The 25,893-nt window shown below is 70.2% G+C and carries 22 protein-coding genes and 1 pseudogene; 6 read left to right on the top strand and 17 right to left on the bottom strand.

Annotated elements, in window-relative coordinates; all coding sequences use genetic code 11:
• Window positions 1-60: 60 nt before the first annotated feature.
• Together aprA and aprI are read left to right on the top strand one after the other, a co-directional pair.
• On the top strand, window positions 61-1,500 hold the full coding sequence (gene aprA, locus AT700_RS18990) for a serralysin family metalloprotease AprA (RefSeq protein WP_003082542.1): 1,440 nt from the start codon (window positions 61-63) through the stop codon (window positions 1,498-1,500).
• Between the two features lie 246 nt (window positions 1,501-1,746).
• Entirely contained in the window at window positions 1,747-2,142 is a 396-nt protein-coding gene (gene aprI / locus AT700_RS18985) for an alkaline proteinase inhibitor AprI (protein WP_003082543.1), read from the top strand.
• Window positions 2,143-2,154: 12 nt separating this feature from the next.
• Here aprI and AT700_RS18980 read toward each other — a convergent pair whose 3' ends face one another.
• Window positions 2,155-3,780: a methyl-accepting chemotaxis protein gene (locus tag AT700_RS18980; protein ID WP_015503274.1), complete on the bottom strand. Its 1,626-nt coding sequence runs from the start codon at window positions 3,778-3,780 to the stop codon at window positions 2,155-2,157.
• 239 nt (window positions 3,781-4,019) lie between these two features.
• Here AT700_RS18980 and lhpD point away from each other — a divergent pair, with 239 nt between their 5' ends.
• Window positions 4,020-5,024 carry a bifunctional delta(1)-pyrroline-2-carboxylate/delta(1)-piperideine-2-carboxylate reductase gene (lhpD, locus tag AT700_RS18975; RefSeq protein ID WP_003082545.1) on the top strand — a complete coding sequence of 335 codons (1,005 nt, stop codon included), beginning with the start codon at window positions 4,020-4,022 and terminating at the stop codon, window positions 5,022-5,024.
• 103 nt (window positions 5,025-5,127) lie between these two features.
• Here the strand turns inward: lhpD and AT700_RS18970 are convergent, their stop codons facing one another.
• The 10 genes from AT700_RS18970 to AT700_RS18925 form a co-directional block, all read right to left on the bottom strand.
• The gene (locus tag AT700_RS18970) at window positions 5,128-6,708 is read right to left on the bottom strand and encodes an aldehyde dehydrogenase (NADP(+)) (protein WP_019725975.1); all 1,581 of its coding nucleotides are present in this window, start codon (window positions 6,706-6,708) and stop codon (window positions 5,128-5,130) included.
• A gap of 92 nt (window positions 6,709-6,800) precedes the next feature.
• Entirely contained in the window at window positions 6,801-7,718 is a 918-nt protein-coding gene (locus AT700_RS18965) for a dihydrodipicolinate synthase family protein (protein WP_003105052.1), read from the bottom strand.
• A gap of 150 nt (window positions 7,719-7,868) precedes the next feature.
• Entirely contained in the window at window positions 7,869-8,903 is a 1,035-nt protein-coding gene (locus AT700_RS18960; RefSeq protein ID WP_003082552.1) for a trans-3-hydroxy-L-proline dehydratase, read from the bottom strand.
• A gap of 25 nt (window positions 8,904-8,928) precedes the next feature.
• Window positions 8,929-9,651 carry an amino acid ABC transporter ATP-binding protein gene (locus AT700_RS18955; RefSeq protein ID WP_003086746.1) on the bottom strand — a complete coding sequence of 241 codons (723 nt, stop codon included), beginning with the start codon at window positions 9,649-9,651 and terminating at the stop codon, window positions 8,929-8,931.
• Window positions 9,648-10,292, bottom strand: coding sequence for an amino acid ABC transporter permease (locus AT700_RS18950; RefSeq protein WP_019725976.1), 645 nt, complete (start codon window positions 10,290-10,292; stop codon window positions 9,648-9,650). Before AT700_RS18950 ends, AT700_RS18955 begins: the two co-directional genes overlap by 4 nt.
• A gap of 10 nt (window positions 10,293-10,302) precedes the next feature.
• A complete protein-coding gene (locus AT700_RS18945) occupies window positions 10,303-10,968 on the bottom strand; it encodes an amino acid ABC transporter permease (protein ID WP_003082559.1) in 666 nt (221 codons plus the stop codon).
• On the bottom strand, window positions 10,968-12,710 hold the full coding sequence (locus AT700_RS18940; protein WP_048521212.1) for an aconitase family protein: 1,743 nt from the start codon (window positions 12,708-12,710) through the stop codon (window positions 10,968-10,970). The genes AT700_RS18945 and AT700_RS18940 overlap by 1 nt, the downstream gene beginning before the upstream one ends.
• A gap of 58 nt (window positions 12,711-12,768) precedes the next feature.
• Complete coding sequence (locus AT700_RS18935; protein ID WP_003082561.1) at window positions 12,769-13,590, bottom strand: transporter substrate-binding domain-containing protein; 822 nt, start codon at window positions 13,588-13,590, stop codon at window positions 12,769-12,771.
• Window positions 13,591-13,847: 257 nt separating this feature from the next.
• Window positions 13,848-14,645 carry an AraC family transcriptional regulator gene (locus AT700_RS18930; protein ID WP_003110834.1) on the bottom strand — a complete coding sequence of 266 codons (798 nt, stop codon included), beginning with the start codon at window positions 14,643-14,645 and terminating at the stop codon, window positions 13,848-13,850.
• 41 nt (window positions 14,646-14,686) lie between these two features.
• The gene (locus AT700_RS18925; RefSeq protein ID WP_003082566.1) at window positions 14,687-16,129 is read right to left on the bottom strand and encodes an MFS transporter; all 1,443 of its coding nucleotides are present in this window, start codon (window positions 16,127-16,129) and stop codon (window positions 14,687-14,689) included.
• Between the two features lie 38 nt (window positions 16,130-16,167).
• On the opposite strand from AT700_RS18925, the gene AT700_RS18920 reads away from it, so the two are divergent.
• Window positions 16,168-17,112: a helix-turn-helix transcriptional regulator gene (locus tag AT700_RS18920; protein ID WP_003082569.1), complete on the top strand. Its 945-nt coding sequence runs from the start codon at window positions 16,168-16,170 to the stop codon at window positions 17,110-17,112.
• A gap of 296 nt (window positions 17,113-17,408) precedes the next feature.
• On the opposite strand, the gene AT700_RS18915 is transcribed toward AT700_RS18920, so the two are convergent.
• Window positions 17,409-18,275: a LysR family transcriptional regulator gene (locus AT700_RS18915; RefSeq protein ID WP_003082572.1), complete on the bottom strand. Its 867-nt coding sequence runs from the start codon at window positions 18,273-18,275 to the stop codon at window positions 17,409-17,411.
• Window positions 18,276-18,374: 99 nt separating this feature from the next.
• Between AT700_RS18915 and AT700_RS18910 the strand changes: the two genes are divergently transcribed.
• Window positions 18,375-19,277 carry a DMT family transporter gene (locus AT700_RS18910; RefSeq protein ID WP_003114958.1) on the top strand — a complete coding sequence of 301 codons (903 nt, stop codon included), beginning with the start codon at window positions 18,375-18,377 and terminating at the stop codon, window positions 19,275-19,277.
• Here the strand turns inward: AT700_RS18910 and AT700_RS18905 are convergent.
• The 5 genes and pseudogenes from AT700_RS18905 to AT700_RS18885 all read right to left on the bottom strand — a co-directional run bounded on the left by AT700_RS18905 (window position 19,274) and on the right by AT700_RS18885 (window position 23,597).
• A complete protein-coding gene (locus tag AT700_RS18905) occupies window positions 19,274-20,527 on the bottom strand; it encodes an NAD(P)/FAD-dependent oxidoreductase (protein ID WP_023119674.1) in 1,254 nt (417 codons plus the stop codon). The genes AT700_RS18910 and AT700_RS18905 overlap by 4 nt on opposite strands.
• Window positions 20,524-20,760 carry a (2Fe-2S)-binding protein gene (locus AT700_RS18900; protein ID WP_003114956.1) on the bottom strand — a complete coding sequence of 79 codons (237 nt, stop codon included), beginning with the start codon at window positions 20,758-20,760 and terminating at the stop codon, window positions 20,524-20,526. Before AT700_RS18900 ends, AT700_RS18905 begins: the two co-directional genes overlap by 4 nt.
• Window positions 20,757-21,871 (bottom strand): annotated as a pseudogene (lhpB, locus tag AT700_RS18895) (D-hydroxyproline dehydrogenase subunit beta LhpB). The gene AT700_RS18900 and the pseudogene lhpB overlap by 4 nt, the downstream one beginning before the upstream one ends.
• Window positions 21,868-22,812 carry a 4-hydroxyproline epimerase gene (locus AT700_RS18890; RefSeq protein ID WP_048521209.1) on the bottom strand — a complete coding sequence of 315 codons (945 nt, stop codon included), beginning with the start codon at window positions 22,810-22,812 and terminating at the stop codon, window positions 21,868-21,870. Before AT700_RS18890 ends, lhpB begins: the two are co-directional and overlap by 4 nt.
• 116 nt (window positions 22,813-22,928) lie before the next feature.
• On the bottom strand, window positions 22,929-23,597 hold the full coding sequence (locus tag AT700_RS18885) for a GntR family transcriptional regulator (protein WP_019371997.1): 669 nt from the start codon (window positions 23,595-23,597) through the stop codon (window positions 22,929-22,931).
• A 244-nt stretch (window positions 23,598-23,841) separates the two neighbouring features.
• Here AT700_RS18885 and AT700_RS18880 point away from each other — a divergent pair, with 244 nt between their 5' ends.
• Window positions 23,842-25,881, top strand: coding sequence for an FUSC family protein (locus tag AT700_RS18880; RefSeq protein ID WP_025985522.1), 2,040 nt, complete (start codon window positions 23,842-23,844; stop codon window positions 25,879-25,881).
• Window positions 25,882-25,893: the final 12 nt, after the last annotated feature.

The following is a 25,893-nucleotide window of genomic DNA, read 5'->3' as shown; positions in this document are numbered from 1 at the left end:
AATTATCCATCCGATAATTGTATCCGAGTTATTTCCTTTACAACTTAAAGGGATATGACAATGTCCAGCAATTCTCTTGCATTGAAAGGTCGTAGCGATGCGTATACCCAGGTAGACAACTTCCTGCATGCCTATGCGCGGGGCGGGGACGAATTGGTCAATGGCCATCCGTCCTATACCGTCGACCAGGCGGCGGAGCAGATCCTCCGCGAACAGGCGTCTTGGCAGAAAGCGCCGGGCGACTCGGTGCTGACCCTGTCCTATTCGTTCCTGACCAAACCGAACGACTTCTTCAATACGCCGTGGAAGTATGTCAGCGATATCTACTCGCTGGGCAAGTTCAGCGCCTTTTCCGCGCAGCAGCAGGCCCAGGCCAAGTTGTCGCTGCAATCCTGGTCGGACGTCACCAATATCCACTTCGTCGACGCCGGCCAGGGCGATCAGGGCGACCTGACCTTCGGCAACTTCAGCAGTAGTGTCGGCGGTGCGGCGTTCGCCTTCCTGCCGGATGTACCGGATGCGCTCAAGGGGCAATCCTGGTACCTGATCAACAGCAGCTACAGCGCCAACGTCAATCCGGCCAACGGCAACTACGGACGCCAGACCCTGACCCACGAGATCGGCCATACCCTGGGCCTGAGCCACCCCGGCGACTACAACGCCGGCGAGGGCGATCCCACCTACGCCGACGCTACCTACGCCGAGGACACCCGCGCCTATTCGGTGATGAGCTACTGGGAAGAGCAGAACACCGGCCAGGACTTCAAGGGCGCCTATTCCTCGGCACCGCTGCTGGACGACATCGCGGCGATCCAGAAGCTCTACGGGGCCAACCTGACCACCCGCACCGGCGACACGGTGTACGGCTTCAACTCCAACACCGAGCGCGACTTCTACAGCGCCACCTCGTCCAGTTCCAAGCTGGTGTTCTCGGTGTGGGACGCCGGCGGCAACGACACCCTGGACTTCTCCGGCTTCAGCCAGAACCAGAAGATCAACCTCAACGAGAAGGCGCTGTCCGATGTCGGCGGGTTGAAGGGCAATGTGTCGATCGCTGCCGGGGTCACCGTGGAAAACGCCATCGGCGGCTCGGGTAGCGACCTGTTGATCGGCAACGACGTGGCCAACGTGCTCAAGGGCGGCGCCGGCAACGACATCCTCTACGGCGGCCTCGGCGCGGACCAGTTGTGGGGCGGCGCGGGGGCCGACACCTTCGTCTACGGCGATATCGCCGAGTCCTCCGCGGCGGCGCCGGATACCCTGCGCGACTTCGTCAGCGGCCAGGACAAGATCGACCTGTCCGGGCTGGATGCCTTCGTCAACGGCGGGCTGGTGCTGCAATACGTCGACGCCTTCGCCGGCAAGGCCGGCCAGGCGATCCTGTCCTACGACGCGGCGAGCAAGGCCGGCAGCCTGGCGATCGACTTCAGCGGGGACGCCCATGCCGATTTCGCGATCAATCTGATCGGCCAGGCGACCCAGGCCGACATCGTCGTCTGACGCGCTGACACGGGCGCGGTTCGGTGCGGCGGTACGAACCGCGGCCCTTCGGCCGGCCGGGCACTGTTCGAATTGATAGGTGTCTTCCACAGGAGCGAAGTTGTGAACTGTGGCGCGCCCGTGGGCCGGCGGCCCGGCGGACGAACGGAGGCCCGCGGCGCCTGGCGCGCGATGGCGTTCGAAGCGAGGATGGCGGGCGGCGTTCGCCGTGTTATCCGATGTTCCAGGCTTGAAGGAGATCTCTCGATGTCGGCAAGCGCGAAGCTCTCCAGGATGGTTTGCTTGCTCTGCGGTTTTTTCAGCACAGGTATCAGTATGGCCAGCAGTCTGATTCTTCTCAGCGCTTCCGATCTCGCCGGGCAATGGACCCTGCAGCAGGACGAGGCGCCCGCGATCTGCCACCTGGAGCTGCGCGACAGCGAAGTGGCGGAAGCCAGTGGCTACGACCTGGGCGGCGATACCGCCTGCCTCACGCGCTGGCTGCCCAGCGAGCCGCGCGCCTGGAGGCCTACCCCGGCCGGGATCGCGCTGCTCGAACGCGGCGGCCTGACCCTGATGCTCCTCGGTCGCCAGGGCGAGGGCGACTACCGGGTGCAGAAGGGCGACGGCGGGCAGTTGGTGCTGCGCCGCGCGACGCCCTAGCTCGCCTGCGGGTCAGACCACGAAGCGACCGATCATACCCTTGAGGTCGTTGGCCAGGCGCGACAGCTCGTGGCTGGCGCCGCGGGTCTGCTCGGCGCCCTGGGTGGTCTGCACGGCAACGTCGCGGATGTTCACCAGGTTGCGATCGACCTCGCGGGCGACGTGGGCCTGCTCCTCGGCAGCGCTGGCGATCACCAGGGTGCGCTCGTTGATCCGCGTGGCGTGCTCGGCGATCTCGCCCAGGGCGTGGTCGGCGGCCTCGGCCTCGTCGAGCATCTGCCGGGCGCGCTGGTCGTTCTCGCGCATCGCGGACACCGCGGTGTCGGTGCCCTCGCGGACGCTGGCGATCATGCCTTCGATCTCATGGGTCGATTGCTGGGTGCGGTGGGCGAGGGCGCGCACTTCGTCGGCGACCACCGCGAATCCGCGGCCCTGCTCGCCGGCGCGGGCGGCCTCGATGGCGGCATTGAGGGCGAGGAGGTTGGTCTGCTCGGCGATGGCGCGGATCACGTCGAGCACCTTGCCGATGTCCTGCGCCTGGCTGGCCAGGCCCTCCACCAGGCGCGCGGTCTGGCCGATCTCGGTGTTCATCTGGCGGATTGAGCGGACGGTCTGTCCGACCCGTGCGCGGCCGTTGCCGGCGGCCCGTTCCGAGAGACTGGAGGCCTCGGCGGTGGAGCTGGCGTTGCGCGCGACCTCCTCGACCGCCGCGCTCATTTCGTTGACCGCGGTGGCGGCCATCTCGATCTCATCGTTCTGCCGGGCCAGCGACCGGTTGCCTTCCTCGGTCACCGCGTTCAGTTGCTCGGCAGCGGCGGCCAGCAGCGCGGCGGAATCGCCGATCTGCTCGATGGTGTCGTGCAGGCTGGCCTGCATGCTGCGCATGGCCTTCATCAGTTGCGCCGGCTCGTCGTCGCCGTCGCTGGCGATCTCGCCGGTCAGGTCGCGGGCCGCGATGCGGTCGGCGCAGGACACCGCCTGGCGGATCGGCACGACGATGCTGCGGGTCAGCAGCCAGGCGATCGTCACGCTGGCCGCCAGGGCCACCAGCAGCACCGCGAGGATCGCGGTGGAGGCCCGGGAGTAGACATCGGCGGCTTCGGCGGTGGAGGCGCGGGCGGCCTCGCGGTCGAGGGCGATGAGTTGCTTCAGGGTCCGCTGCACCTGCTCGTAGCGCTGCAACTGGGCCCCGCCCATCAGCACGCTGGCTTCGTCGGTACGGTTGTCACGGGACAGCGCGAGCAGGGCGGCGTGTCCTTCGAGGTATTCCTGCTGGCGCTGGACGAACTGGTCGAGCAACGCGCGCTCCTCGTCCAGGACCAGCAAGGGGCGGTATTCCCTTTCCACCCTGGCGAGGGTAGCGATGACCTCGTCCATCCGTTGTTCCTGCTGGCGCATGCGCGTGGCGTCGTGCAGCAGCACGTGGTTCATCTCGCCGAGGCGCAGTTCGCTCATCAGGCCGCTGAGCTGGGCCGAGGCTTCGACGCTGGGCAGCCAGACCTCGCCGATATCCTTGGCGGCGCGGTTCAGCGAACCCATGCGGTTGTGCGCGAAGAGGCCGAGCGCCACCAGCAGCGAGGCGAGGATGGCGAAGCCGATGACGGCGCGTGGGGTGATGGCGATACGACGAAGAAGCATGGGGTGGTCTCCGACCGGGCTGTGGGAAGGTGCTTGGCCCTGTAGCGGGGCGCGGAGGGGTTTCTTGAGGGGCTGCGGGGCTATTTGGAATTGCCTTACATGATTGATAGGAATTTTCTGTAAGTTTTCGATGTGCTCGAGCCGGTTGTGCCGTTTTCGGCATGCTCCGGGTCGATTGAGGTCAAGAGAAGGCTGTCGCGGCAGGCCACCCTAGGGATTGGTCGAACAAGGAGAAGCCCGTGATCCGAATGACGCTGGACGAGGTCCGCGAGCTGGCCGTGCGCATCCTGCGCCGGCACGCTTTCAGCGAAGCCCATGTACAGGCGGTGGCCGATACCCTGGTGGCGGGGGAGCGTGACGAATGCGCGTCCCACGGTATCTGGCGGTTGCTCGGCTGCATCGCCACCCTGAAGGCCGGCAAGGTATCCGCCGACGCCGAGCCGGAACTGCACGACATCGCTCCCGGCCTGCTGCGGGTCGACGCCCATGGCGGGTTCTCCCAGTGCGCATTCCGGCTGGGGCTGCCGCATCTGCTGGAGAAGGCCCGCAGCCAGGGTATCGCGGCGATGGCGGTAAACCGCTGTGTGCATTTCTCCGCGCTATGGGTTGAGGTCGAGGCACTCACCGAGGCGGGCCTGGTGGCCCTGGCGACCACGCCGAGTCATGCCTGGGTGGCGCCGGCGGGCGGACGCAAGCCGATCTTCGGCACCAACCCGATCGCCTTTGGCTGGCCGCGTCCGGACGGCCCGCCGTTCGTCTTCGACTTCGCCACCAGCGCCGTGGCGCGTGGCGAGATCCAGTTGCACGAACGCGCCGGCAAGCCAATCCCGCTGGGCTGGGGGGTGGACGAGCAGGGCGAGCCGACCACCGATGCCAGCGCCGCGTTGCGAGGCGCCATGCTCACTTTCGGCGGGCACAAGGGCTCGGCCCTGGCGGCGATGGTCGAACTGCTCGCCGGTCCGCTGATCGGCGACCTGACCAGTGCCGAGTCGCTGGCCTACGACGAGGGCAGCCGTTCTTCTCCCTACGGTGGCGAACTGCTGATCGCCATCGATCCGCGGCGCATGCTCGGCGCCTCGGCGGAGGAGCACCTGGCGCGCGCCGAGACGCTGTTCGAAGGCATCGTCGAACAGGGCGCGCGCTTGCCCTCGCAGCGACGCTTCGAAGCGCGCGAACGCAGCGCCAGGGACGGTGTGACGATTCCCGAGGCGTTGCACCGGGAGCTGCTGGCGTTGCTGGAGTGAGCGCAAGGCGAGGGGCCGACCGGACAGCGTGGCGCAACGAGGACGACTGCGTAGGGCGGATAGCGCCAACGGCGCTATCCGCCATCCAGGCTCCCAGGCGTGCTCAATCCAGCGCCTCGCGCGTGCTCCGGCCATCGACCAGGCGCAGCAGGCCCAGCGGGTTGGCGTTCTTCAGGGCGTCCGGGAGCAGGCTGTCGGGGTAGTCCTGGTAGCACAGCGGGCGCAGGAAACGCTCGATGGCCAGGGTTCCCACCGAGGTGCCGCGAGCGTCGGAGGTGGCCGGGTAGGGGCCGCCGTGGACCATGGCGTCGCACACCTCGACGCCGGTCGGATAGCCGTTGAATAGCAGGCGCCCGGCCTTGCGTTCGAGCAGCGGGACCAGCCCGGCGAACGCCGCGAGGTCGTCCGCTTCGCCGATCAGGGTCGCCGACAACTGGCCGTGCAGGTTGTCCAGCGCGCGAGCAAGCTGTTCCTCGTCGGCCGCCTCGACGACCACGGTGGCCGGGCCGAACACCTCTTCCTGGAGCAGTTCGTCGCCTTCCAGCAACAGGCCCACGTCGGCCTTGAACAACTGCGGATGGGCCTGCCGCCCTTCCTGTGGCGCGCCGGCCAGGCGCCGGATGCCGGGGTGGCGCTCCAGGCGTTGCAGTCCTTCGACATAGCTGCGCAAGGTGCCGGCGTTGAGCATGCTCTGTGCCGGCCTGGCGGCCAGTGCCTCGCCCAGGGCCGCGACGAAGGCGTCGAAGCCGGGGGAGCGCAGGCCAAGCACCAGGCCCGGCTTGGTGCAGAACTGGCCGCAGCCGAGCGTCACCGAGGCGGCCAGCTCCTCCGCCACCTGCCGGCCGCGCCGGCGCAGGGCTTCGGGGAGCACCACCAGCGGATTGATGCTGCTCATCTCGGCGAACACCGGGATCGGCTGCGGCCGCGCCGCTGCCAGGTCGCACAGTGCGCGCCCGCCCTTGAGCGAACCGGTGAAGCCGACCGCGCGGATGGCCGGATGGCGCACCAGCGCCTCGCCGACGCCGCTGCCGTAGACCATGTTGAATACCCCGTCCGGCATGCCGCTGTCGGCCGCCGCCTGGAGGATCGCGTCGGCCACGCATTCGGCTGTGGCCATGTGTCCGCCGTGTGCCTTGACCACCACCGGGCAGCCGGCGGCCAGGGCGGCGGCGCTGTCGCCGCCGGCGGTGGAAAAGGCCAGCGGGAAGTTGCTGGCACCGAACACCGCCACCGGGCCGAGACCGATTCGCCACTGGCGCAGGTCGGGGCGCGGCGGGGTACGCCCGGGTTGTCCACGGTCGATGCGCGCGCCGTGGAAGTCGCCACGCCGCAGGACTTCGGCGAACAGCCGCAACTGGTTGGCGGTACGTATCCGTTCGCCCTGGATGCGTGCGGCGGGCAGCGCGGTCTCGCGACTGACCAGGGCGACGAAGTCGTCGCCCAGGGCGTCGAGGCGCGAGGCGATCGCCTCGAGGAATCCGGCGCGGCGCGTGGCGGACAGTTGCCGGTAGTGTGGATAGGCGCGTTCGGCGGCGCGGGCGGCGGCGTCGACCTCCGCCTCGGTGGCCTGGACGAAGGCGTAGGGCAGCGCTTCGCCGCTGTCGGCGTCGAGGCTGCGCAGGATGAGGTTGCCGGCGGCGCTGCGAGCGCCGCCGACATAGTTGTGACCGAGGATGCTGGGCATGGGGCCTCCCTGGGGACGGTGGACGGAATGCTCTGCCGCTGGCCCTCGCCGGCCGCTCCCCGGGGAGCGAGGCGGCGAGGGCGCGGCGCCGGCTACAAGCCGACGTCCGGCAGCGCCGGCCGGCTGGCCAGGGCCTTGGCCATGATCCGCTCGACGTGCTCGCGATCGGCGCCGCGCAGGGCCAGGCGCGGTGGACGGGTGAGGGCGCTGCCGCGACCGGCGAGTTGCTCGCAGAGCTTGATGCACTGCACCAGGTCGGGACGGGCGTCGAGATGGAGGATCGGCATCAGCCACTCGTAGATCGGCATCGCCTCGGCGAAGCGCCCGGCCCTGGCCAGGCGGAAGATGGTCTCGCCTTCCTTCGGGAACACGTTGGACATTCCCGAGATCCAGCCCTGGGCACCCACCGCCACGCTTTCCAGGACCACGTCGTCGAGCCCGGCGAAGAGGATGAAGCGCTCGCCCACCTGGTTGCGTACGTCGATGAAGCGGCGGGTGTCGCCGGAGCTGTCCTTGAAGCAGACGATGTTCTCGCAGTCGGCCAGGGAAACCAGGATGTCCGGGGTGACGTCGTTCCGGTAGATCGGCGGGTTGTTGTAGACCATCACCGGCAGGTCGGTGCCGCTGGCCACGCTGCGGAAATGCTCGGCGGTCTCGTGCGGCTTGGAGGAATAGACCAGCGCCGGCATCACCATGATGCCGTCGACGCCGACCCGCTCCACCGCCTTGGCCACCTTCGCCGCGCCGGCGCTGGTGAACTCGGCGATCCCGCAGATCACCGGCACGCGGCCGCCGGAGGCATCCTTGGCGACCTCGGTGACGGCCATCTTCTCCTCGATGGTCAGCGAGGTGTTCTCGCCGACGCTGCCGCATACCACCAGCCCGGACACGCCGTCGCGCACCAGGTTGGAGATGACCGTGTGGGTTTCCTCCAGGTTCACCGAGAAATCGGCGTTGAATTGGGTGGTGACCGCGGGGAATACGCCGCTCCAGTTGACGTGCTTGCTCATGGTTTCTCCTTTTTTCGTATTTCGTATACGAATTCAATCGGACCGCTGCGGTCCGAGTCACAGGGCGACGGCAGCGTTCGCCGTCGTGGGCGATCCGGTACGCGCCGGATCGGTTTCCGCCCGGCCGCTGCCTGCGGTCGGGCGGGGTGGTCAGCAGTGGCCGCCGGGCCAGGTGTCGGACAGCCGATAGCCTTGCGGCCAGGGATCGTCCGGGTCGAGCAGGTACTGGTGGATGCCGGTGATCCAGGCCCGCCCGGACAGGCACGGGAGGATCGCCGGACGGCCGCCGAGTTCGGTCAGCGACTCGATGTGGCAGTGGAATTCCGAACCGATGATGGAGCGCCCGACGAAGCGTTCGCCGACCCGCAGCTGGCCTTTCGCCTGGAGCACCGCCATCCGCGCCGAGCAGCCGGTGCCGCAGGGCGAGCGGTCGATCTTGCCGGGGCGGATGACCACCGCGTTGCTCGCGCCGAGGACACCGTCGCGGCGCTCCGGCGGCGCGGCCAGCTGGCAGAAGGACAGATGGTCCCAGTCCGGGTTGGTCGGGTGGCGGAAGCCCAGTTGTTCGTTGGCCGCGTGGGTGATCTTCAAGCCGGTGGCGACCAGCTCGGCGGCCTCGTCGGCGCGCAGGGCGAAGCCCAGGCGCCGGGCGTCGGCGATGACGAAGCTGTCGCCGCCGTAGGCGGTGTCGACCTGTAGCGAGCCGAGGCCCTCGACTTCGATCCAGGCGTCGAGGCGGTCGGCGAACGACGGCACGTTGCGGATTTCCACCCGCTCGGCCTTGCCGTCGCGGCATTCCGCGCGGGCCTCGATCAGCCCGCCCGGCGCTTCCAGCAGCAGCCGGGTCAGCGGTTCGCGCATCGGCAGGATGCCGCTGTCGAGCAGTACGGTGGCCACGCACAGCGAATTGGAACCGGACATCGGCGGGGTGTCGGCCGGCTCCATGATGATCCAGCCCATCTGCGCGCGCGGGTCCTTGGCCGGCACCAGCAGATTGGCGTGGCGGAACACTCCGCCGCGCGGTTCGTTGAGGACGAAGTTGCGCAGGTCCTGGTCTCTGGCGATCCAGCGCGACTGTTCCCAGAGGGTGGCGCCGGGCGGTGCGGCGACGCCGCCGACGATCACGTCGCCGACCTCGCCTTCGGCATGGCAACTGACGATGTGGACGATCCGCTGCGAACGCATGGCTATCTCCTGTGCGGGGGCGGGCTCAGAGCACCGAGCGGAGGAATTCCACCGTCTCCGGCCGCTGCGGGTTGCCGATCACCTGGTCGGGGGTGCCGATCTCGTGGACCAGGCCATTGCGGAAGAACGCCACCCGGTCGGACACGTCGCGGGCGAAGCGGATCTCGTGGGTGACCAGGACCATGGTCATGCCTTCCTCGGCGAGCAGGCGCATGGTGTCCAGCACCTCGCCGACCAACTGCGGGTCGAGCGCCGAGGTGGCTTCGTCGAACAGCATGTAGTCCGGCGACATCGCCAGCGCCCGGGCGATCGCCATGCGCTGTTGCTGGCCGCCGGAAAGGCGCTGGGGGAAGACCTTGAGCTTGTCGCCGAGACCGACGTGGGTGAGTTGCTTCAGCGCCATCGCCTCGGCTTCGGCGCGGCTCTTGCCGAGCACCTTGCGCGGCGCGAGCATGACGTTTTCCAGCACGGTCAGGTGGGGGAAGGCGTTCCACTGCTGGAAGACGATGCCGATCTTCCGCCGCAGGCGGTTGAGGTCGGTACCGCGGGCATGCACGTCGATGCCGTCGACGCGGATGCTGCCGCGCTGGATCGGCTCCAGGCCGTTGATGCACATCAGCAGGGTCGACTTGCCGGAACCGGAGCCGCCGATGATCGACAGCACCTCGCCCTTGTCCACCCTCAGGTCTACACCCTTGACCACCTCGAACTGGCCGTAGGCCTTGTGCACGCCGCTGATCTCGATCATTGCTGCCATCTCCGTTCCAGCCGGGCGCCGAGTCGCGCGACCACCCAGCTCATGAAGTAATAGACGAGCCCCGCGATGCAGAGCACGAAGAGCGGTTCCTGGATGCGCGTGACGATGGTCTGCGAGGCGCGCAGCAGTTCGACGATGCCGATCCAGAGCACCAGCGAGGTGTCCTTCATCACCGACAGGGTCAGGTTGACCCAACCGGGGAAGGCCACCCGGGCGGCCATCGGCAGGACGATGTGGAACAGGTCCTGGCGATAGCTCAGGCCCAGCGAACGCGCCGCCCGGCGCACGCTCGGCGGTACCGAGAGGACGCCGCCGCGGACCACCTCGGTGCAGTAGGCGGCGGCGTACACGCCGAGCACCAGGCAGGCCACGGCGAAGGCGCTCCAGTCGAGGCCGAGGATGCTCTTGAAGGAATTGAGCAGGACGAACTGGATCAGCAGCGGCACGCTGCGGAATACGTCGAGCAGCGCCGCCAGCGGCAGGCTGGCGCTTGGCAGCAGGGCGCGGAGCAGGCCGAAGACGACACCCAGCAGGGTGCCGATCAGCATCGCCATGGCGGTGATGGCGAGGGTGGTCCAGGCGCCTTGCAGGAGGAACAGCAGGTCGTTGGCGGTGAGGCTGGTGGTGAACACGGCATTCCCCTCAGTAACGGAACAGGCGCCAGCCCAGCAGGCGGGCGGCCAGCACCAGCAGCTTGGCCATGGCGAAGTAGAGGACGGCGGCCAGGGCGAAGTATTCGAAGGTGCGGAAGGTCTTGACGTTGAGTGCCTGGGTGACGCCGGTGAGGTCGTCGGTCAGGCCCACCACCACGCCGAGGGAGGTCATCAGCATGGCCCAGACCAACTGGTTGGTCAGCGGGTAGAACACCACCCGCAGCAGCTGCGGGATCACCACCAGGCGATAGGCCTGCGGCGCGCTCATGCCCAGCGAGCGGGCCGCCCGCAACTGGGTCTCGGGCACCGCCTGGAGGCCGCCGCGGAAGGTCTCGGCGAGGTAGCCGGCGTTGTTGAAGGTGACCCCGGCGAGCAGGGCGAACCAGGAACTGACGTGCAGGCCGAAGGAGCCCAGGCCGAAGTAGAGGATGTAGATCTGGAACAGCGCCGGGGTATTCCGCGCGATGGAGATCCAGGCTCCGGCGGCGGCGCGCAGCGGGCGGTTGCCGCCGAGCCGGGCGAAGGCCAGGAGCAGGGCGATGAGGATGCCGAAGAGCATCGACAGCGCGGTGACCTGGAGCGTCACCAGGCTGCCGGCGAGCATCTCCGGCAGGGCGTTGAACGCCGAGCGCCAGTGGAAGGTGTAGTCGAACATCAGCAGTCCTCGCTCAACCAGGCGGGCAGCCCGGCGGGGGCCCGCCCGCCGACGGCGGCCTCGACGCAGCCGGCGAGGCCGGCGAAGCGCACCTGGCGGCCGACCAGTCCGGGGGCGTAGTGGGCATACTTGGCGGAGTTGGTCATCAGGGTGCGCGCGCCCGGCGGCACCAGCGGTTCGTCGAGCATGCACCAGCAGGTGTCGGTGACCAGCCGCGCGCCGAACGCCTGCAGCGTCGCCAGGTGCCCGGCCGCTTCGGCCTGGGCGACGACCTGCCGGCTGCTGGTGATCACCAGCGCTACCTCCGGGTGTCTGCGGCGGCCGTGGCAGAGCGCGGCGAGCTGGGCGAATTCGCTGGCGGAGAAGTGCGGGTTGCCCAGCGCCACCAGGTCGATCCGCGTCTCGCCGGCGCTGTCCAGCTCGCGCCAGGCGTCGCGCAGGCGCTCGCGTCCGACCCGCAGGGTCCGCCGCGGCGCGCGGCCGCCGAAGGCGCTGGCCAGGTCAGGGGCTTCCGGGGTGACGCCGATGACGTGGAACATCGGCACCGAGGAACTGGTGCCCAGCGCCGCGCCGAAGGCCTTGAGCGCGTCGTGGTCCGGCTGCCGCTGCCGCAGGCCGTCGATCGCCGGGATCTGTCCGTCGCAGAGCAGGCCGCAGAGGTAGCCGAGGGTCGGGTAGAAGGCATCGTCGACGCTGCCGAGGTCTTCCACTTCGATCAGTACCCGCGCCTGGCGCTGCTCGTCGAGGTGGCAGCCGGCCAGCGGCGCGCGACCGGTGAGGGCGCAGCAGATATCCATGAAGTCGGCGTACTTGTTGGTGCGTGCGCCGAGCACGCTGTTGGCGAAGAGCACCGCGTTGGACTCGGCCCAGACGATCTGTTCGCCGGCCCGCGCGCTGTCGTCGAGCAGGTAGGGCGCGCAGGTGAAGCTGGGCTGCGCGCCCATGTCGAGATAGGCCCGGGCCAGGGCCGCGGCTGGCTCGCCGAGGGCGGCGGGTACGCCCTGTTCGCGCCAACGGCGCTGGTCCACGGAGATGGCGTTGAGGGTGGTCGGTACCTGCACCCGGGCACCGAGGTCGCGCAGGGTCTCGGCGAAACGCAGGCCGGCCGGGCCGGTGTAGATGCAAGCGTCGATGTGCGCGCGCTGGATGTCGATCAGCCGTTGCGCGCCCTGCAACGCCGCCATGCGCAGGACGATGCGCATCGCCAGGCGCGCGGCTTCGCCGTGTTCGCCGGCGAGCAGGGCCTGGTCGAAGGCGTCCAGTCGCGGGCCGGCATCGGTCGCCAGCGCTTCGGCGGGCCGGGCCTCCAGCGGCGGCGGGGCATCGCGGTGGAGTTCCAGGCGACCGTCGGCCAGGCGCGCCCAGGGATAGGCGGCGAGTTCGTCGAAGCGCTCGCCGAGACAGGCGATGGGTAGCGAGCGGCCGAACAGTTCCTCGGCGACTATCGCGCCGAGGGCGAGGATTTCGTCCGGTTCGCGCAGGAGGATCGCCGCCGGCGCACGTCCGCCGAGGATCAGTTCCAGCAGTACGCTGCTGCCGGTGCAGGAGCCGCGCCCACCGGGAATCGCCAGCAGCCTGCCGTGCAGATGGCGGCCGCTGAGCGGGTGGTGACGGTCGATCACTTCCGCGCTGCGCGGGTCGACGCCGCCCCAGAAGCTCAGGCCGGTCGGTGCGTACAGCAGTTCGCCGGACGCGCTGCCGGCGACCAGGGTACGGGGAACGATGAGGTGTGCGTGCTTCATCGGCGCATCCAGGACGGGGGGAAACGGCGCGGCCCGGCGGCGGACCGCGCCCTCGGCTTCAGCGGTAGACCGCGCTGGTGGTCAGCTCCGGCGCCGTGCCGCCGACCCATTTCTGCGCCAGCTCGGCGTAGCGGCCGGTGCGCACCTGCTGGTTGATGAACAGGTTCAGGTAGTTGAGCAGGCCGTATTCGTTGCGCTTGGCGCCGAGGGCCACGTAGTCGATGTCATAGGGCGCGTCGCCGGCGATCTTCAGGCCCTTGTACTTGCCCGACTTGATCCACGAGGCGGCGACGGTGGAAGAGACGACCGTGGCGTCGATATGCCCCTGGCTGATCGCCAGGGCGGTGTCGGCCTCGGACTGGTAGGCGCGGAAGCTGCCCTTGGCGTCGCCCCAGGCCTTGCTGTCCTTCTCCAGGGCCAGCGCCTCGAAGGTGCCGGCGGTGCCGCCGACCGGGCGGCCCTTGAGGTCCTCGTAGCTGGCGATGCCGGTGTCCTCGCGGGTCAGTACCACCTTGACGAAGGCGAAGTAGGGGATGCTCATGCCGATGGTCTTGGCCCGCTCCAGGGTGTCCGAGGTGGACGCGACGATCACGTCGGCGCGACCCGATACCAGCGCCGGGATGCGGTCGGGAAAGGGCGTCTCGACGATCTCCGCCTTGACGTCCAGGGCCTTCGCCAGGTCGTTGCAGTAATCGACGTCGAAGCCCACCGGGTTGTTCTGCGCATCGCGCGAGCCCATCGGCGGAAAGTCCAGGGTGACGGCGCAGCGCAGCTTGCCGGACTCGATGATGTCGTCGAGCTTGTCGGCCTGGGCGAGACCGGCGAGGGAACAGCCCAGGGCAGCGGTGAGGGCTAGGGCAAGGGTCTTCTTGGTATTCATGGGGGCCTCTGGCGATGCGGTTGAGTGGGAGGGCGGCAAATCCCGTATTTGTGATTTCGTATACGATATTTTAAGTGAGCAATGGCTGTGCCAGAACCTCGTCCGACGCCGATAAAAAACCTTTCGCTGGAGCGCGACCGCTTTGGCTGGCGCGTCGCTGTGCCATGCCGCGCCGGACTGCGCCCCGCTCGGGCGCGGCCGGCGGTGTTACAAAAGGGAGCAGGATTGCTACCGCCGCCCCGTGGCGGGGCGAGGCGTTACGCTTTTCGGGGCTGGCGATGGGTCTCGCGGTACTGGCTCGGCGAGAGTCCGGTGAGCGCCTTGAACTGGCGGCTGAAGGCGCTGTGGTCGGTGTAGCCGCAGCGCAGGGCGATCTCGGTGATCGGCGCGTCGCCGGCGAGCAGTTGCGAGGCGGCGCCGAGCCGCGCCTTGTGGATCATCTGCCGTGGGGTGAGCTGGAAGATGCGCTTGCAGTGACGCTCCAGTTGCGCCACCGAGAGCCCGGCGATGGCAGTGAGATCGGCGAGGCTGAGCGGCTGGTCGTAGTGCTCGCGGATATGCGCATCCACCGCCGCCAGCCGGCCGTAGGCCGGGTGCGCCGACTGCGCCGCCGGCAGGTCGTGGGAGATGCCGGCCATGCCGATGATCGCCCCGTCGGCATCGCGCAGCGCCTGCTTGTGGGTCAGGCACCAGCCCGGCTGGCGACCGGGATAGAGGTGCAGCTCCAACTGGTTCTCCAGCGTCGCGCCGCCGCGCAGCACGCGCCGATCCTGCTCGGCATAGAGCGGACCGAGGCTGGAAGGGAAGACCTCGTCGGCGCTGCGGCCGAGCAGTTCGGCCTTGTCCTTCACGCCGCAGCGGCGTGCCAGGGTGCGGTTGACCAGGACGTAGCGGGCGCGCTCGTCCTTGACGAAGAACACCACGCCGGGCATGGCGTCGAGCAGCGCCTCGACCTGGCGCAGGCTGGCCAGCAGGCTGGCGAGGTCGGCGGGGGGCGGGGCGGCGAGCAGGTCGTGCATCGGGGCGAAGGCCTGGCTGGGGGACCGCGCCAGCATACGGGGCGCCGGCGGCCGGGAACAGGGCCCGGCCGCGCGCCTCAGTTGCCCGGCGAGTCGCAGCGCAATGGCACCGTGCGCACGCGGCGCAGGTAGAAGAGGCAGGTGGCGCCGAGCAGCAGCGTCATCAGGACGAACTCGACGGCCAGGGTCGTCTGCGTCGCTTCCAGGTAGTCGCCATGGCGCTCCAGCCTGTGCGCGAACACCGCGCCGAGCAGCGCCGAGCCGAGGCCGAGGGAGGCCTGCTGGACGGTGGCGAGCATGGCGCTGCCGGCGCCGGCCTGGGCGGTCGGCACCTCCGAGAGGCCGATGCGGAAGAAGCTGCTGACGATGAACGCCTGGCCGAAGCCGATCACCAGGGTCGCCGGCGCCAGGTTGAGGATGCCCGGCTGCGGCCAGACCCGTTGCAGGGTCAGCATCAGGCCGAGCAGGCCGCACATCTGGATGACGCAGCCGAGCAGCAGCAGGCGTACCGGGCCGATCCGCGCCGCCACCCGGGCGGTGAGCAGCGCCGAGACGAAGTAGGAGGCGCCGAGGGCGATGAAGGCATTGCCGGCCTGCACCGGCGAGAGACCGGCGCCGGCCTGCAGGGCCAGGGCAAGGGCGAACATGAAGCCGCTCCAGCAGGCGAAGAACAGGATCGCCAGCAACAGGCCGAAGCGGATGCTCGGCAGGCGCAGCAGCGACGGCGGCAGCAACGGCCAGGCCTGGCGGCGTTCCTGGCGCAGCTCGGTGCGCCACAGCCAGGCCAGCAGCGGCACCGCCGCCGCCAGCAGCAGGGCGCAGGGCCAGGACCAGTGCAGCGATGGGCCGAGAGCCAGCGGCAGCAGCAGGCAGAGGATCAGCGCGGCGAGCAGCAGGGTGCCCGGCGCGTCGACGCGGGCGGCATGCTCGGCGCGGGTCTCCGGTACCCAGCGGCGGCTGCAAAGGAGAATGCCGAGGCAGATCGGCAGGTTGATCAGGAACACGCTGCGCCAGCCGAGGCCGCCGATGTCGGCGGAGACCAGGAAGCCGCCGAGCACCTGGCCGACGACGAAGGCCAGGCCGCCGATGGCGCCGTAGGCGGCCAGCGCGCGGGAATGCGCGTGGCCGCTGAGGCTGACATGCAGGGTGGCGAGAATCTGCGGCACGACCAGCGCCGCGCCGACGCCCTGCAGGGCGCGCGCCACCAACAGCAGCCAGACCGAACCGGCCAGCCCGCAAAGCAACGAGGCGACGGCGAACAGGGCGACGCCGAGATCGAACAGGCGGCGACGGCCGTAGTTGTCGCCAAGCCGGCCGCCCATCGCCAGGCACACGGCGAAGGCCACGCCGTAGACGGCGACGATCAGTTCCAGTTCGGTTTCGCTGGCGCCGAGGGAATGGGCGAGGGCGTCGAGGGCGACGTTGACGATGGAGAAATCGATCATCGGCAACAGTTGCCCCGCCAGCAGGATGCAGAGCCCGGCGAGGCCGAGCCGCGACGACGAGACGGTGCTGGGCATGGGCGGAGTCCTTGTGCGGAAGGGAGTGGGCTGGCAGCATGCGCTTCTGGCTAACCCGGTACCAGTTCTTGCTTATCCTGGTATTGGCGCTACCCGTCTGCCCTTCGGAGGACTTCGCCATGCCCCTCGACGCCCCTGCCAGCCACGCTGCGGAAAGCCCCGCGCAGCCGTCCCGCGCCGAACAGCTGGGGGCCTTCCTGCGCCGCCGGCGGGAAAGCATCGAGCCGCAGCGGGTCGGCATTTCCCGCCTCGGCCGCCGACGCACGCCGGGCCTGCGTCGCGAGGAGGTGGCGCAGCTCGCCGGGGTCGGCGTGACCTGGTACACCTGGCTGGAGCAGGGCCGCGCGGTACGCGCTTCGGAGCAGGTGATCGGAGCCATCGCTCGGGCCCTGCTGTGCAACGAGACGGAAACCCACCACCTGTTCAACCTCGCCGGGCTGGCCGCGCCGACCTCGGCGCGGCGGGCGGTCTGCGAGAAGCCCTCGGCCGCCACCCAGGCCATCCTCGATGCCCTCGACCCGTTGCCGGCCATGGTGCAGAACGCCCGTTTCGACATCCGCGGCTACAACCGCGCCTATTGCCGGCTGGTGGGCATCGACCTGGCGGAGATCCCCGAGGAAGACCGCAACTGCATCTACCTGGCGCTGACCCACGAGCGCTGGCGCTACTGCATGGCCAACCGCGAGGAGGCGTTGCCGCGGATGGTCGGCTTCTTCCGCGCGGCAATGGTCGAGCGCATGGGCGATCCGCTGTGGGAGCGGCAGTTGCAGCGCTGCCTGGAGGCTTCGGCGGAGTTCCGCGAGATCTGGCGGCGCAACGAGGTGATGGGTATCGAAAACCAGCTCAAGCGCTTCCGTCATGCGCGCTGCGGCGAATTCGAACTGCAGCAGACCAACTGGTGGTCGGCGCCGAAGAACGGCGATCGCCTGCTGGTCTTCGTCCCCCTCGACGACCACGCCCGCGACTGCCTGGAGCAACTGTGAGTCGGCGCCCTGTCCCGTAGCCAGCGCCTGCTCGACCTGCTGCAGATTCTGCGCCGGCACCGTTACCCGGTGGCCGGGCATGTGCTCGCCGGCGAACTGGGGATCAGCCTGCGCACCCTCTACCGCGATATCGCCATCCTGCGACAGCAGGGCGCGCACATCGAGGGCGGCGCCGGCGCCAGGCGTTGCTGCGCGAGTGGCGTGAACGGGAAAGCATCGCCGCGCAGTGAGCGACTGCTGCCGGAAACTGACAGACGGCCACCGCCTGCGGGTCTAGCGCCCGGCGCTGTAGCGGCTCAGAGCCGGAACTCCTCGGCGATCAGTTCGCCGAGGCGCTCCAGCGCCGGCGGCCGCTCTCCCGGGGCGAAGGCCAGGCGAATGCGGTGGGCGGGCAGTTCGGCGAAGCCCTCCGCCGGCCCCAGCACGCGCATCGTCGGGCCGACCCGCGCACGGTCGATCACGCCGATCGCCAGGCCGCCTTCGATGGCCGCTTCCAGCGCCGCCGCGCCGGGACTGCTGACCACCGTGCGCCAGCGCCGGCCCGTCGCGCCGAGGGCTTCCAGCAGCGCCTGCCGATAGGGACAACCCTGGCCGTGCAGGGCCAGCGGCAGCGGGCGTTGCGGATCGATCCGCAGGCCGTGGCCGGCGACCCACACCGGCTGGGTGCCGCCGATCTCGCGGGAGTGCCCGTCGTACGGGGTTTCGTCTTGCGCTTGCACCAGCAGGGCGAGGTCCAGCTGGCCGCGCCGCAGGCGTCCGGCCAGCCTGCCGCTGGCGTCGGTGAGCACCTCCAGCTCCAGCGCCGGCAGTTCCGCGCCGAGGCGTGGCAGGAGGCGGCCGAGCAGCTTGCCGGCGTATTCCTCGGAAATGCCGAAGCGCACCCGCAGCGGCTCTTCCCGTCTGCGCAACCCGGCGAGCACGCGGTCGTGGGTCTCCAGCAGCTCGGCGGTCTGGCGCTGGAACCGCTGCCCCAGCGGGGTCAGCCGCACCGACTGGTTGTCGCGCTCGAACAGCCGGCCGCCGGCCAGTTCCTCCAGGCGCCGGACGTGGGTGCTCACCGCCGAGGGGCTGCGGTTGAGGTGGCTGGCCGCGGCGAGGAAACGGCCGAAGCGCAGGATGGCATGGAAGGTACGCAGCAGCTCGATATCCAGGTTGGCGCTCATGGTTCCGATTTCCTGCATGACTGGTGCAGATAGTTTCGTTTGATAGTAGCGGCGGAGGCCGCCTAGCCTCGACTCGAACCTGACCGACGGAGGCGAGCGATGCGCGCGACCACCTGCACCCCGCGAGCGATGCCCGGGGCGACCCGCCTGCTGGCCGTGCAACTGGGCATGGTACTGGCCTGGAGTTCCGGCTTCGTCGGCTACCGCTATGCCATGGAACAGGCGCCGGTGTTCCTCACCAGCTTCTGGCGCTTCGCCGTTTGCCTGGCGCTGCTGCTGCCCTTCGCCTGGGCCGGGCTGCGCCGGTTGTCGGCGCGCCAGTGGCGGCGCCAGGCGCTGATCGGGGCGTTGGCCTACGCGGGCTACATCGCGCCGATCGCCAAGGCCATCGAACTCGGCGTCTCGCCGGGCGTGGCGGCGCTGATGGCCGACCTGTTGCCGCTGCTGGTGGCCTTGCTGGCGCTGGTCCTGCCGGGGCAGCGAACGCGGCCGGGGCAGTGGCCGGGGATCGCCCTGGGCGTCGCCGGGGTGCTCTGGGCCGGGCATGCGGCGCTGGCGCTGGGGCGGGCGCCGGGCTGGGCCTACGGCCTGCCGCTGCTGGGCATGCTGGCGCTGGCCCTGGCCACCCTGTTGCAGAAGCGCTGGGACGATGCGCCGGGATCGCTGGCCGTGGTGCTGTTCGTGCAGATCGGCGCCGCGCTGCCGGCGTTCGCCGGCCTGGCGCTGGCGGAGGGTAGCCTGCGGCCGCCGCTGTCCGGCGGATTCCTGTTCGGGCTCGCCTGGCTGGTGCTGCTGCCCACCTTCGGCGGCTACGGCCTGTACTGGCTGGGCCTGCGCCATCTTTCCGCACAGGGTGGCAGCGCGGCGCTGTACCTGAGCCCGGCGCTGACCCTGCTATGGGCGCACTGGATGTTCGCCGAGCCGCTGACACCCATGCTGCTGGGTGGCCTGCTGCTGTCGCTGGCCGGCCTCGGCTGGCTGTATCGCGCCGAGCGTCGCTAGCCGGCGTCGCCCTGCCAGCGGGCCAGGGTCTCCAGGCGCGCCGGGCTGAACGGCGGACGCGGCGCCGGAGGCGTCCAGCCGAACAGGAATTGCGCGGCGCTGCCGCATATCCGCCCCTGGCAGGCGCCCATGCCGCAACGGCTGTGCAGCTTGGCCTCGGTCCAGCCGGCATGCCCGGCCAGCGCGGCCAAGGGGACGTCTTCGCAACGGCAGACCAGGGTATCCGCCTCCGCCAGTTGACGCAGTTCGGCACGCAGGGCGAAGTGTCGCGCCAGGGTGTCGGCGAAGCCCTGCCAGCGTCGCCGTCGTGGCCACAGGCGGCGAGCCGCGTCGCGCTCGTCGACGGCGGCATGGCCGGCGATGGTGCCTTCCACCAGGGCCAGTTCGCTGCCGCCGAAGCCGGTGCATTCGCCGGCGGCGTAGTGGTCGGGCAGGCTGCCGGCCTGCCATTCGTCGACGGCGAGCGCCGGGCCGTCGAGGCGATAGCCGAGGGCCTGGCCGAGTTGCACGTTGGGCACCAGGCCGAAGCCGCAGGCCAGGCGTTCGCAGGCGATCTCGCGGACCCGACCGCCTTCGCGCAGGCGCACGGCTTCCAGGCGCTCCTCGCCGAGGGCGGCGAGCACGTAGCTGTCGGCGCGGTAGCTACGGGCGAACAGGCCGGCGGCCTGCCACAGCTTGCCGGGCCAGCGCGGGAGGCGTACGGCGAAGGCGGCCAGGGTTCTCGCCGGCGCCTGTTCGGCGACGCGCAGCAGGCGCGCCCCGCACTGGCTGGCGCTGGCGGCGCTGGCCAGCAGCAGCGGGCCGGAGCCAGCCACCACCAGGCGCTGGCCGGCCAGTGGCAGGCCGCCCTTGGCCAACGCCTGCAGGCCGCCGGCGCCGGTGACGCCGGGGAGGGTCCAGCCGGGAAAAGGCAGCAGCAGTTCGCGGGCGCCGGTGCAGAGGACCAGGCGTCGGTAGCCGACCTGCCAGCCACGTTGCGGGTCTTCCAGCAACAGGCGCCTGCCGGGACCGCAGGCGACCACCCGGGTCGCCGGGAAGTGCTCGACATTGGCCTGCCCGGCCAGGCGTTGACGCATCTGATGGGCACGCGGCGGCAGGCTGGCACGCGGGCCGTCGCGCCAGATCTGTCCGCCGGCGGCCGGGTTGTCGTCGACCAGGGCGATGCGCGCGCCGCTCGGCGCGGCGGCCAGCGCTGCGGCCAGGCCGGCGGGGCCGGCACCGACGATCAGCAGGTCGTAGTCGGCGCTCATGCCTGGGTCTCCACGCGCATGCCGGATTGGCAGACGGTCTGGCAGGCCAGGCGTCGCCGACCGTCGATCAATACCCGGCATTCCTGGCACGCGCCCATGCCGCAGAACGGCGCGCGCCGCCCGCCGCCGACCGCGCTGCGGGAGCAGCCGTCGCCGCCGAGGGCGAGGGCGGCCGCCACGCTGGTGCCGACGGCGACCCGCAGCGGACGCCGGTCGATGAACAGTTCGATCATGGCCGGGCACTCCCGGAGCTGGAGAGGAAGCGTTGCGGCAGATAAGGCGTGGCATCCAGCGGCGGCGTTTCGCCGAGCAACTGGGCGGCGAGCAGGCGCGCGCTGCCCGGCGCGGTGGTCACGCCCAGGCCCTCGTGGCCGACCGCCAGCCACAGGCCCGGCTGCGCCGGGTGCTCGCCAAGCAGCGGCAGGCCGTCCGGAGTGGCGGCGCGGAAGCCGGTCCAGGCGCGGATCGCATTGAGGCCGGCGAGCCCGGCAGGTAGTCCAGGGCACGCCGCAGCATGCGCGCCAGCACCGGGCCTTCCACCTGCGGGTCGAGCGTGTCGAACTGCCGCGAGGAGCCGAGGAAGACCTGCCCGGTGGGGCGCGGCTGGGCGTTGAAGGCTACCGAGGTACCGCTGCTGGCGTGGGCGCTGCTGACATAGCCGAGTTCCACCAGTTGATGGCGGAGGGTGCCGGGATAGCGGTCGGTGATCAGCAGGTGGCCTTTCTTCGGGCGGATCGGCAGCTCCGCGCACAGCTCGCCGGCATGGATGCCGTTGGCCAGCACCAGCGCCTCGGCGCTCAGCCAGCGGCCGTCGGCCAGGCGCAGGCGGCTGCCGTCCACTTCGCTGACTTCGGCGTACAGCCGGCGCAGGCGCGGCCCGGCCTGGTCGAGCAGCCAGCGCGCGGCGTTGGGCGCGTAGAGGATGCCGTCGCCGGACACCTCCAGGGCGCCGGCCAGGCCCGGCCGCAGGGCCGGTTCGAGGGCGTACAGGCGCGCGGCGCCAAGCATCCGGCAGGCAACGCCGGCGGCTTGCAGCGCCTGGCGCTTGCGTTCGGCCTCGGCGAGTTCGCTGGCGTCGGCGGCCAGCCAGAGGGTGCCGCAATTGCGGTACGCGCAGTCTTCCGGCAGATCCGCCGCCCAGGCGCGCCAGGCCTGGATCGAGTAGTCGCTGAGGGCCAGTTCGGCCGGGTTGTCGTCCATCGCCACCAGATGGCCCATGCCCACCGCGGTGGCACCGCCGCGGCGGCTGTCCAGCACCAGTACGTCGAGGCCGCGACGCGCCAGTTCATGGGCGCAGGCGCTGCCGACGATGCCGGCGCCGACCACGATGACCTCGGCGTTCACCGGCGGATGCCCCAGGCGAACGGATCGTCGTCCGCCAGCAGCAGGGTGGCTTCCGCGCTGACGTGGGCGCGGCCGCGGATGGTCGGCACGATGCGCCCGCCGGGCTGGCCGTCGAGCCACTCGTAACGCCCCTCGAACTGGCTGCCGATCACGCTCGCCTGGCGCCAGGGCTGGCCGGGCAGCAGCTTGCCGTCGGCGGCCAGGCAGGCCAGCTTGGCGCTGGTGCCGGTGCCGCAGGGCGAGCGGTCGTAGGCCTTGCCGGGGCAGAGCACGAAGTTGCGGCTGTCGGCGTGGGGGTCGTCGGCGAACAGTTCGATGTGATCGATGGCGCCGCCGTCCTCGCCGCGGATGTCCTGGTCGTCCAGCGCCTGCTGGACGGCGACGGTGTAGGCGGTGAGGGCGTCGAGGTTGTCGCCGGCGAGGCGCTGGCCGTGTCCGGCGACCAGGAAGAACCAGTTGCCGCCCCAGGCGATGTCGCCGCTGACCCGGCCGATGCCGGGCACTTCGACGCTGACCTGGCGACGGTAGCGGTAGGCCGGCACGTTGCGCACGCTGACCGAGCCGTCCTCGTGGAGGGTCGCCTCGACCTCGCCGACCGGCGTCTCGATGCGGTGCACGCCGGGACCGATCCGCCCGAGGTGTGCCAGCGAGGCGACCAGGCCGATGGTGCCGTGGCCGCACATGCCGAGGTAGCCACTGTTGTTGAAGAAGATCACTCCGGCACAGGCTTCGGGATCGACCGGTGCGCAGAGCAGGGCGCCGACCAGTACGTCGCTGCCGCGCGGTTCGAGGATGCAGGCGGCGCGCCAGGCGTCGTGGCGCTCGCCGAGCAGGCGCCGGCGCTCGGCCATGTCGCCCTGGCCGAGATCGGGAAAGCCGTCGATGACCAGGCGGGTGGGCTCGCCGCCGGTATGCGAATCGATGATGCGGATGCGTTGCATGGTGGCCCTCGCCTGTGCCGGGGTATGCGCCACAGGGTGGCGTTTCGGCGGGACGGGGCGCTTGAGGGTTTTCGCTCAGGCGAGTGACGAAAGCGGCATAGCCTGGATGGCCCGGCTCAGGTGCTGGCCGGGCGGTTCGGCAGGTGTTCGTAGAGGGTCCGGCAGACCCCGACGATATGTGCCTCGATCAGTGCCGCGGCCCGTTCGGCATCGCCGGCGCGACAGGCGGCGACGATCTCGCGGTGTTCCTGGTCGGCGCGCTGCTTGCCTTCGGACAGGCTCATCTGCATGCGCAGGTAGCGTTCCAGCTTGTCGTGGATGGAGCGGATCAGGTTGACCAGGAACGGCCGCTGCGCCGGTTCGTAGAGGCAGGCGTGCAGTTGCCAGTTGAGTTCGGCCCAGCGGCCGACGTTGTCTTCGCCGACGAAGTCGGCGCAGATCGCCTCGGCGCGGGCGAAGGTGGCCTCGTCCATGTTCGGCACAGCCAGGCGGATCGCCTGCGCCTCGAGCAGCACCCGCACTTCGAACATCTGCGCCAGTTCCGGTTCGGAAATACGCGTCACCACCGCGCCCTTGTTGCGCTGGAACAGCACCAGGCCTTCCGCCTCCAGGCGCTTGAGGGCCTCGCGGACGGGAATCTTGCTGACATTGAAGAGTTGCGCGATGTCGTCCTGGCGGATCGGTTCGTCCTCGGCGAAATGCCCGGCGATGATCGCTTCGCGCAGGTGCTTGGCGATGATCTCGGAGGCCGAAGGGGCGATGCCCAGGTTAGGGGCGTTGAGCATGGAGAGAGGCAAGCGGGACAACCTGCATGGCGTTGGGAACGTGCGGGATATTGTATACGAACGCTTGGCGCGTGCCGCTGCCAGTTGGCGCCTTCTGCGCAGGCGTGTTGGTCGGCTCCAGTGGGCCTCCGTGGCGCATGTTTCGCAGGGCGAAACGCTCTTCCGGAAAGTTCGCGGAGAGGCTGGACAATAGAAAATTAGCTTGCTAATAATTCGCTCGCTCATGTATTTCGGGGCGTCCGCGATGGCCAAGCCTTCCTTCTTTTCCTCCGACCTGGTGCAGGTGTTGCTGTGCCCGCGTCTGCACGAACTGCAGTTCGCCGTGAAGGCCCTGCTGGCCGGCGGGTTGGCCCTGTACCTGGCCTTCGGCCTGGAGCTGGAGCAGCCGCAATGGGCATTGATGACGGTGTTCGTGGTCAGCCAGCCCTATAGCGGCATGGTCCTGGCCAAGGGCATGTTCCGCCTGATCGGCACCTGCGCCGGTGCGCTGGTGTCCATCGGCATGGTCGCACTCTATGGCCAGGCATCGCTGCCCTTCCTCCTGCTGATGGCCCTCTGGCTGGCGTTCTGCACCGCCGGCGCGTCGCTGCTGCACAATCATGCGTCCTACGGTTTCGTCCTGGCCGGCTACACCGCGGCCATCGTCGCCCTGCCGGCCAGCGCCGATCCGGCGACGGTGTTCGACCAGGCGGTGGCCCGCTGCTCGGAGATCGGCCTGGGCATCCTCTGCGCGGCGCTGGTGAATGTGCTGCTCTGGCCGCGGCGCCTGGAACGCCAGTTGGCGAACCAGGGCAAGGCGGCCTGGGAGGCCGGCTTGCAGGCGGCCGCGGCGGAGCTGCGCGGCGCCGACGAACGCGGCGAGCTGCTCGCGGCGCTGGGGCGGATCGCCGCGGCGGACGCCCAGCGCGACCACGCCTGGTTCGAGGGCGCGCTCGGCCGCGCCCGTTCCCAGGCCTTGCGCGTGCTAGGCCTCGACCTGCTCGGCCTGCTGCGCGCGGCGCGCAAGGTGGCTCGCGAGCGGAGGCTGCTCGATCCGGCCAGCGCGCACGCCTTGCAGCCCTGGCTGGAAGAACTCGAGGCACTGTTGCGCGAGGGCCGCCAGGCCGAGTTCGAGGCCTGCCGGCAGCGCTTGCGCCTGGCGCTGGACGCGGCGCATGGACAGTTGCACCTGTGCCTGGTCTGCCTCGAACGCCTGCTCGGCGAGGCGAGGGCGGCCGGGCGCAGCGTCGAGGCGCTGGTCTATGGCGCGCCCACCCGCCAGGCGCCGGCCGCCATCGCCTGGCACCGGGACATCGAGCGCGGCGTGCTGTTCGGCCTGCGCAGCGCCCTGGCGTTCCTCTGCGTGGCCGCGTTCTGGCTGGCCAGCGCCTGGCCGAGCGGGTTGGGCGCGGTGTCGATCACCGGGGTGGTGCTGAGTCTCTTCGCCAGCCGCGACAACCCGGCCCAGGCCGGCCTGAACTTCCTTCGCGGGATCCTCCTGTCGATCCCGCTGGCCGGCTTCGTCGCACTGTTCTACCTGCCCGGCGTGGACGGCTTCCCGCTGCTCTGCCTGGGCCTGGGCGTACCGCTGTTCTTCGCCGCGCTGTGCGTGAACCGGGCGAGCCTGGCCGGGATCGCCTCGCCGTTCTGCATCTTCTTCGTGAAGAACGTCGCGCCGAGCAACAGCATGAGCTACGACCTCGCGCACTTCCTCAACAACGCCCTGTCGACGGTGCTCGGGGTGGCCTTCGCCGTGCTGGTGTTCAACCTGGTCAGCCTGCGGCCGGGCGAACGCCATTACCGGCGCATGCTGCAGGCCACCCTCGGCGACCTGGCGCGGCTCACCCTGCGCTCGCCGGCGCAGGCCGAGGCCTGGTTCGGCGGGCGCACCGCGGATCGCCTGATCCGCCTGGCGCAGCGCTACGACCGTTTGCCGGAGGGGCGCCGCCAGCCCTGGTCGGACGGCCTGATGGGACTCGACTTCGGCGACGAGCTGCTCTACCTGCGGCAGTGCCTGGAGGAGGTCCCGGCGTCCCTGGCGCAGGCCCGCGACCGCTACCTGCGGCGCCTGCGCCTGGCGCTGCTGGGCGATGGCCCGCGGGCTGAGCGTGAACACGCCCTCGACCCGCCGACCGCGCGCCTGCTCAAGGCCCTGGCCGCCAGCCCGCTGGCCGGCAGCGAACGCGGCGAGCTGGCCGGCGCCGCGCTGGTGCAGTTGCAGGCCACCTGGCGGCAGTGGTGCCGCAGCCATGCTCCGGCCGGGACGGCGCTGCGCGCGGACCCGCTCCCCGGAGCCGGGCGCTAGTTCTGCGGTGGC

The sequence above is a fragment of the Pseudomonas aeruginosa genome (assembly GCF_001457615.1).
GTDB lineage: Bacteria > Pseudomonadota > Gammaproteobacteria > Pseudomonadales > Pseudomonadaceae > Pseudomonas > Pseudomonas aeruginosa.
Note: the sequence above shows the minus strand (reverse complement) of the source record. Positions and strands in the feature narration are given on the sequence as shown.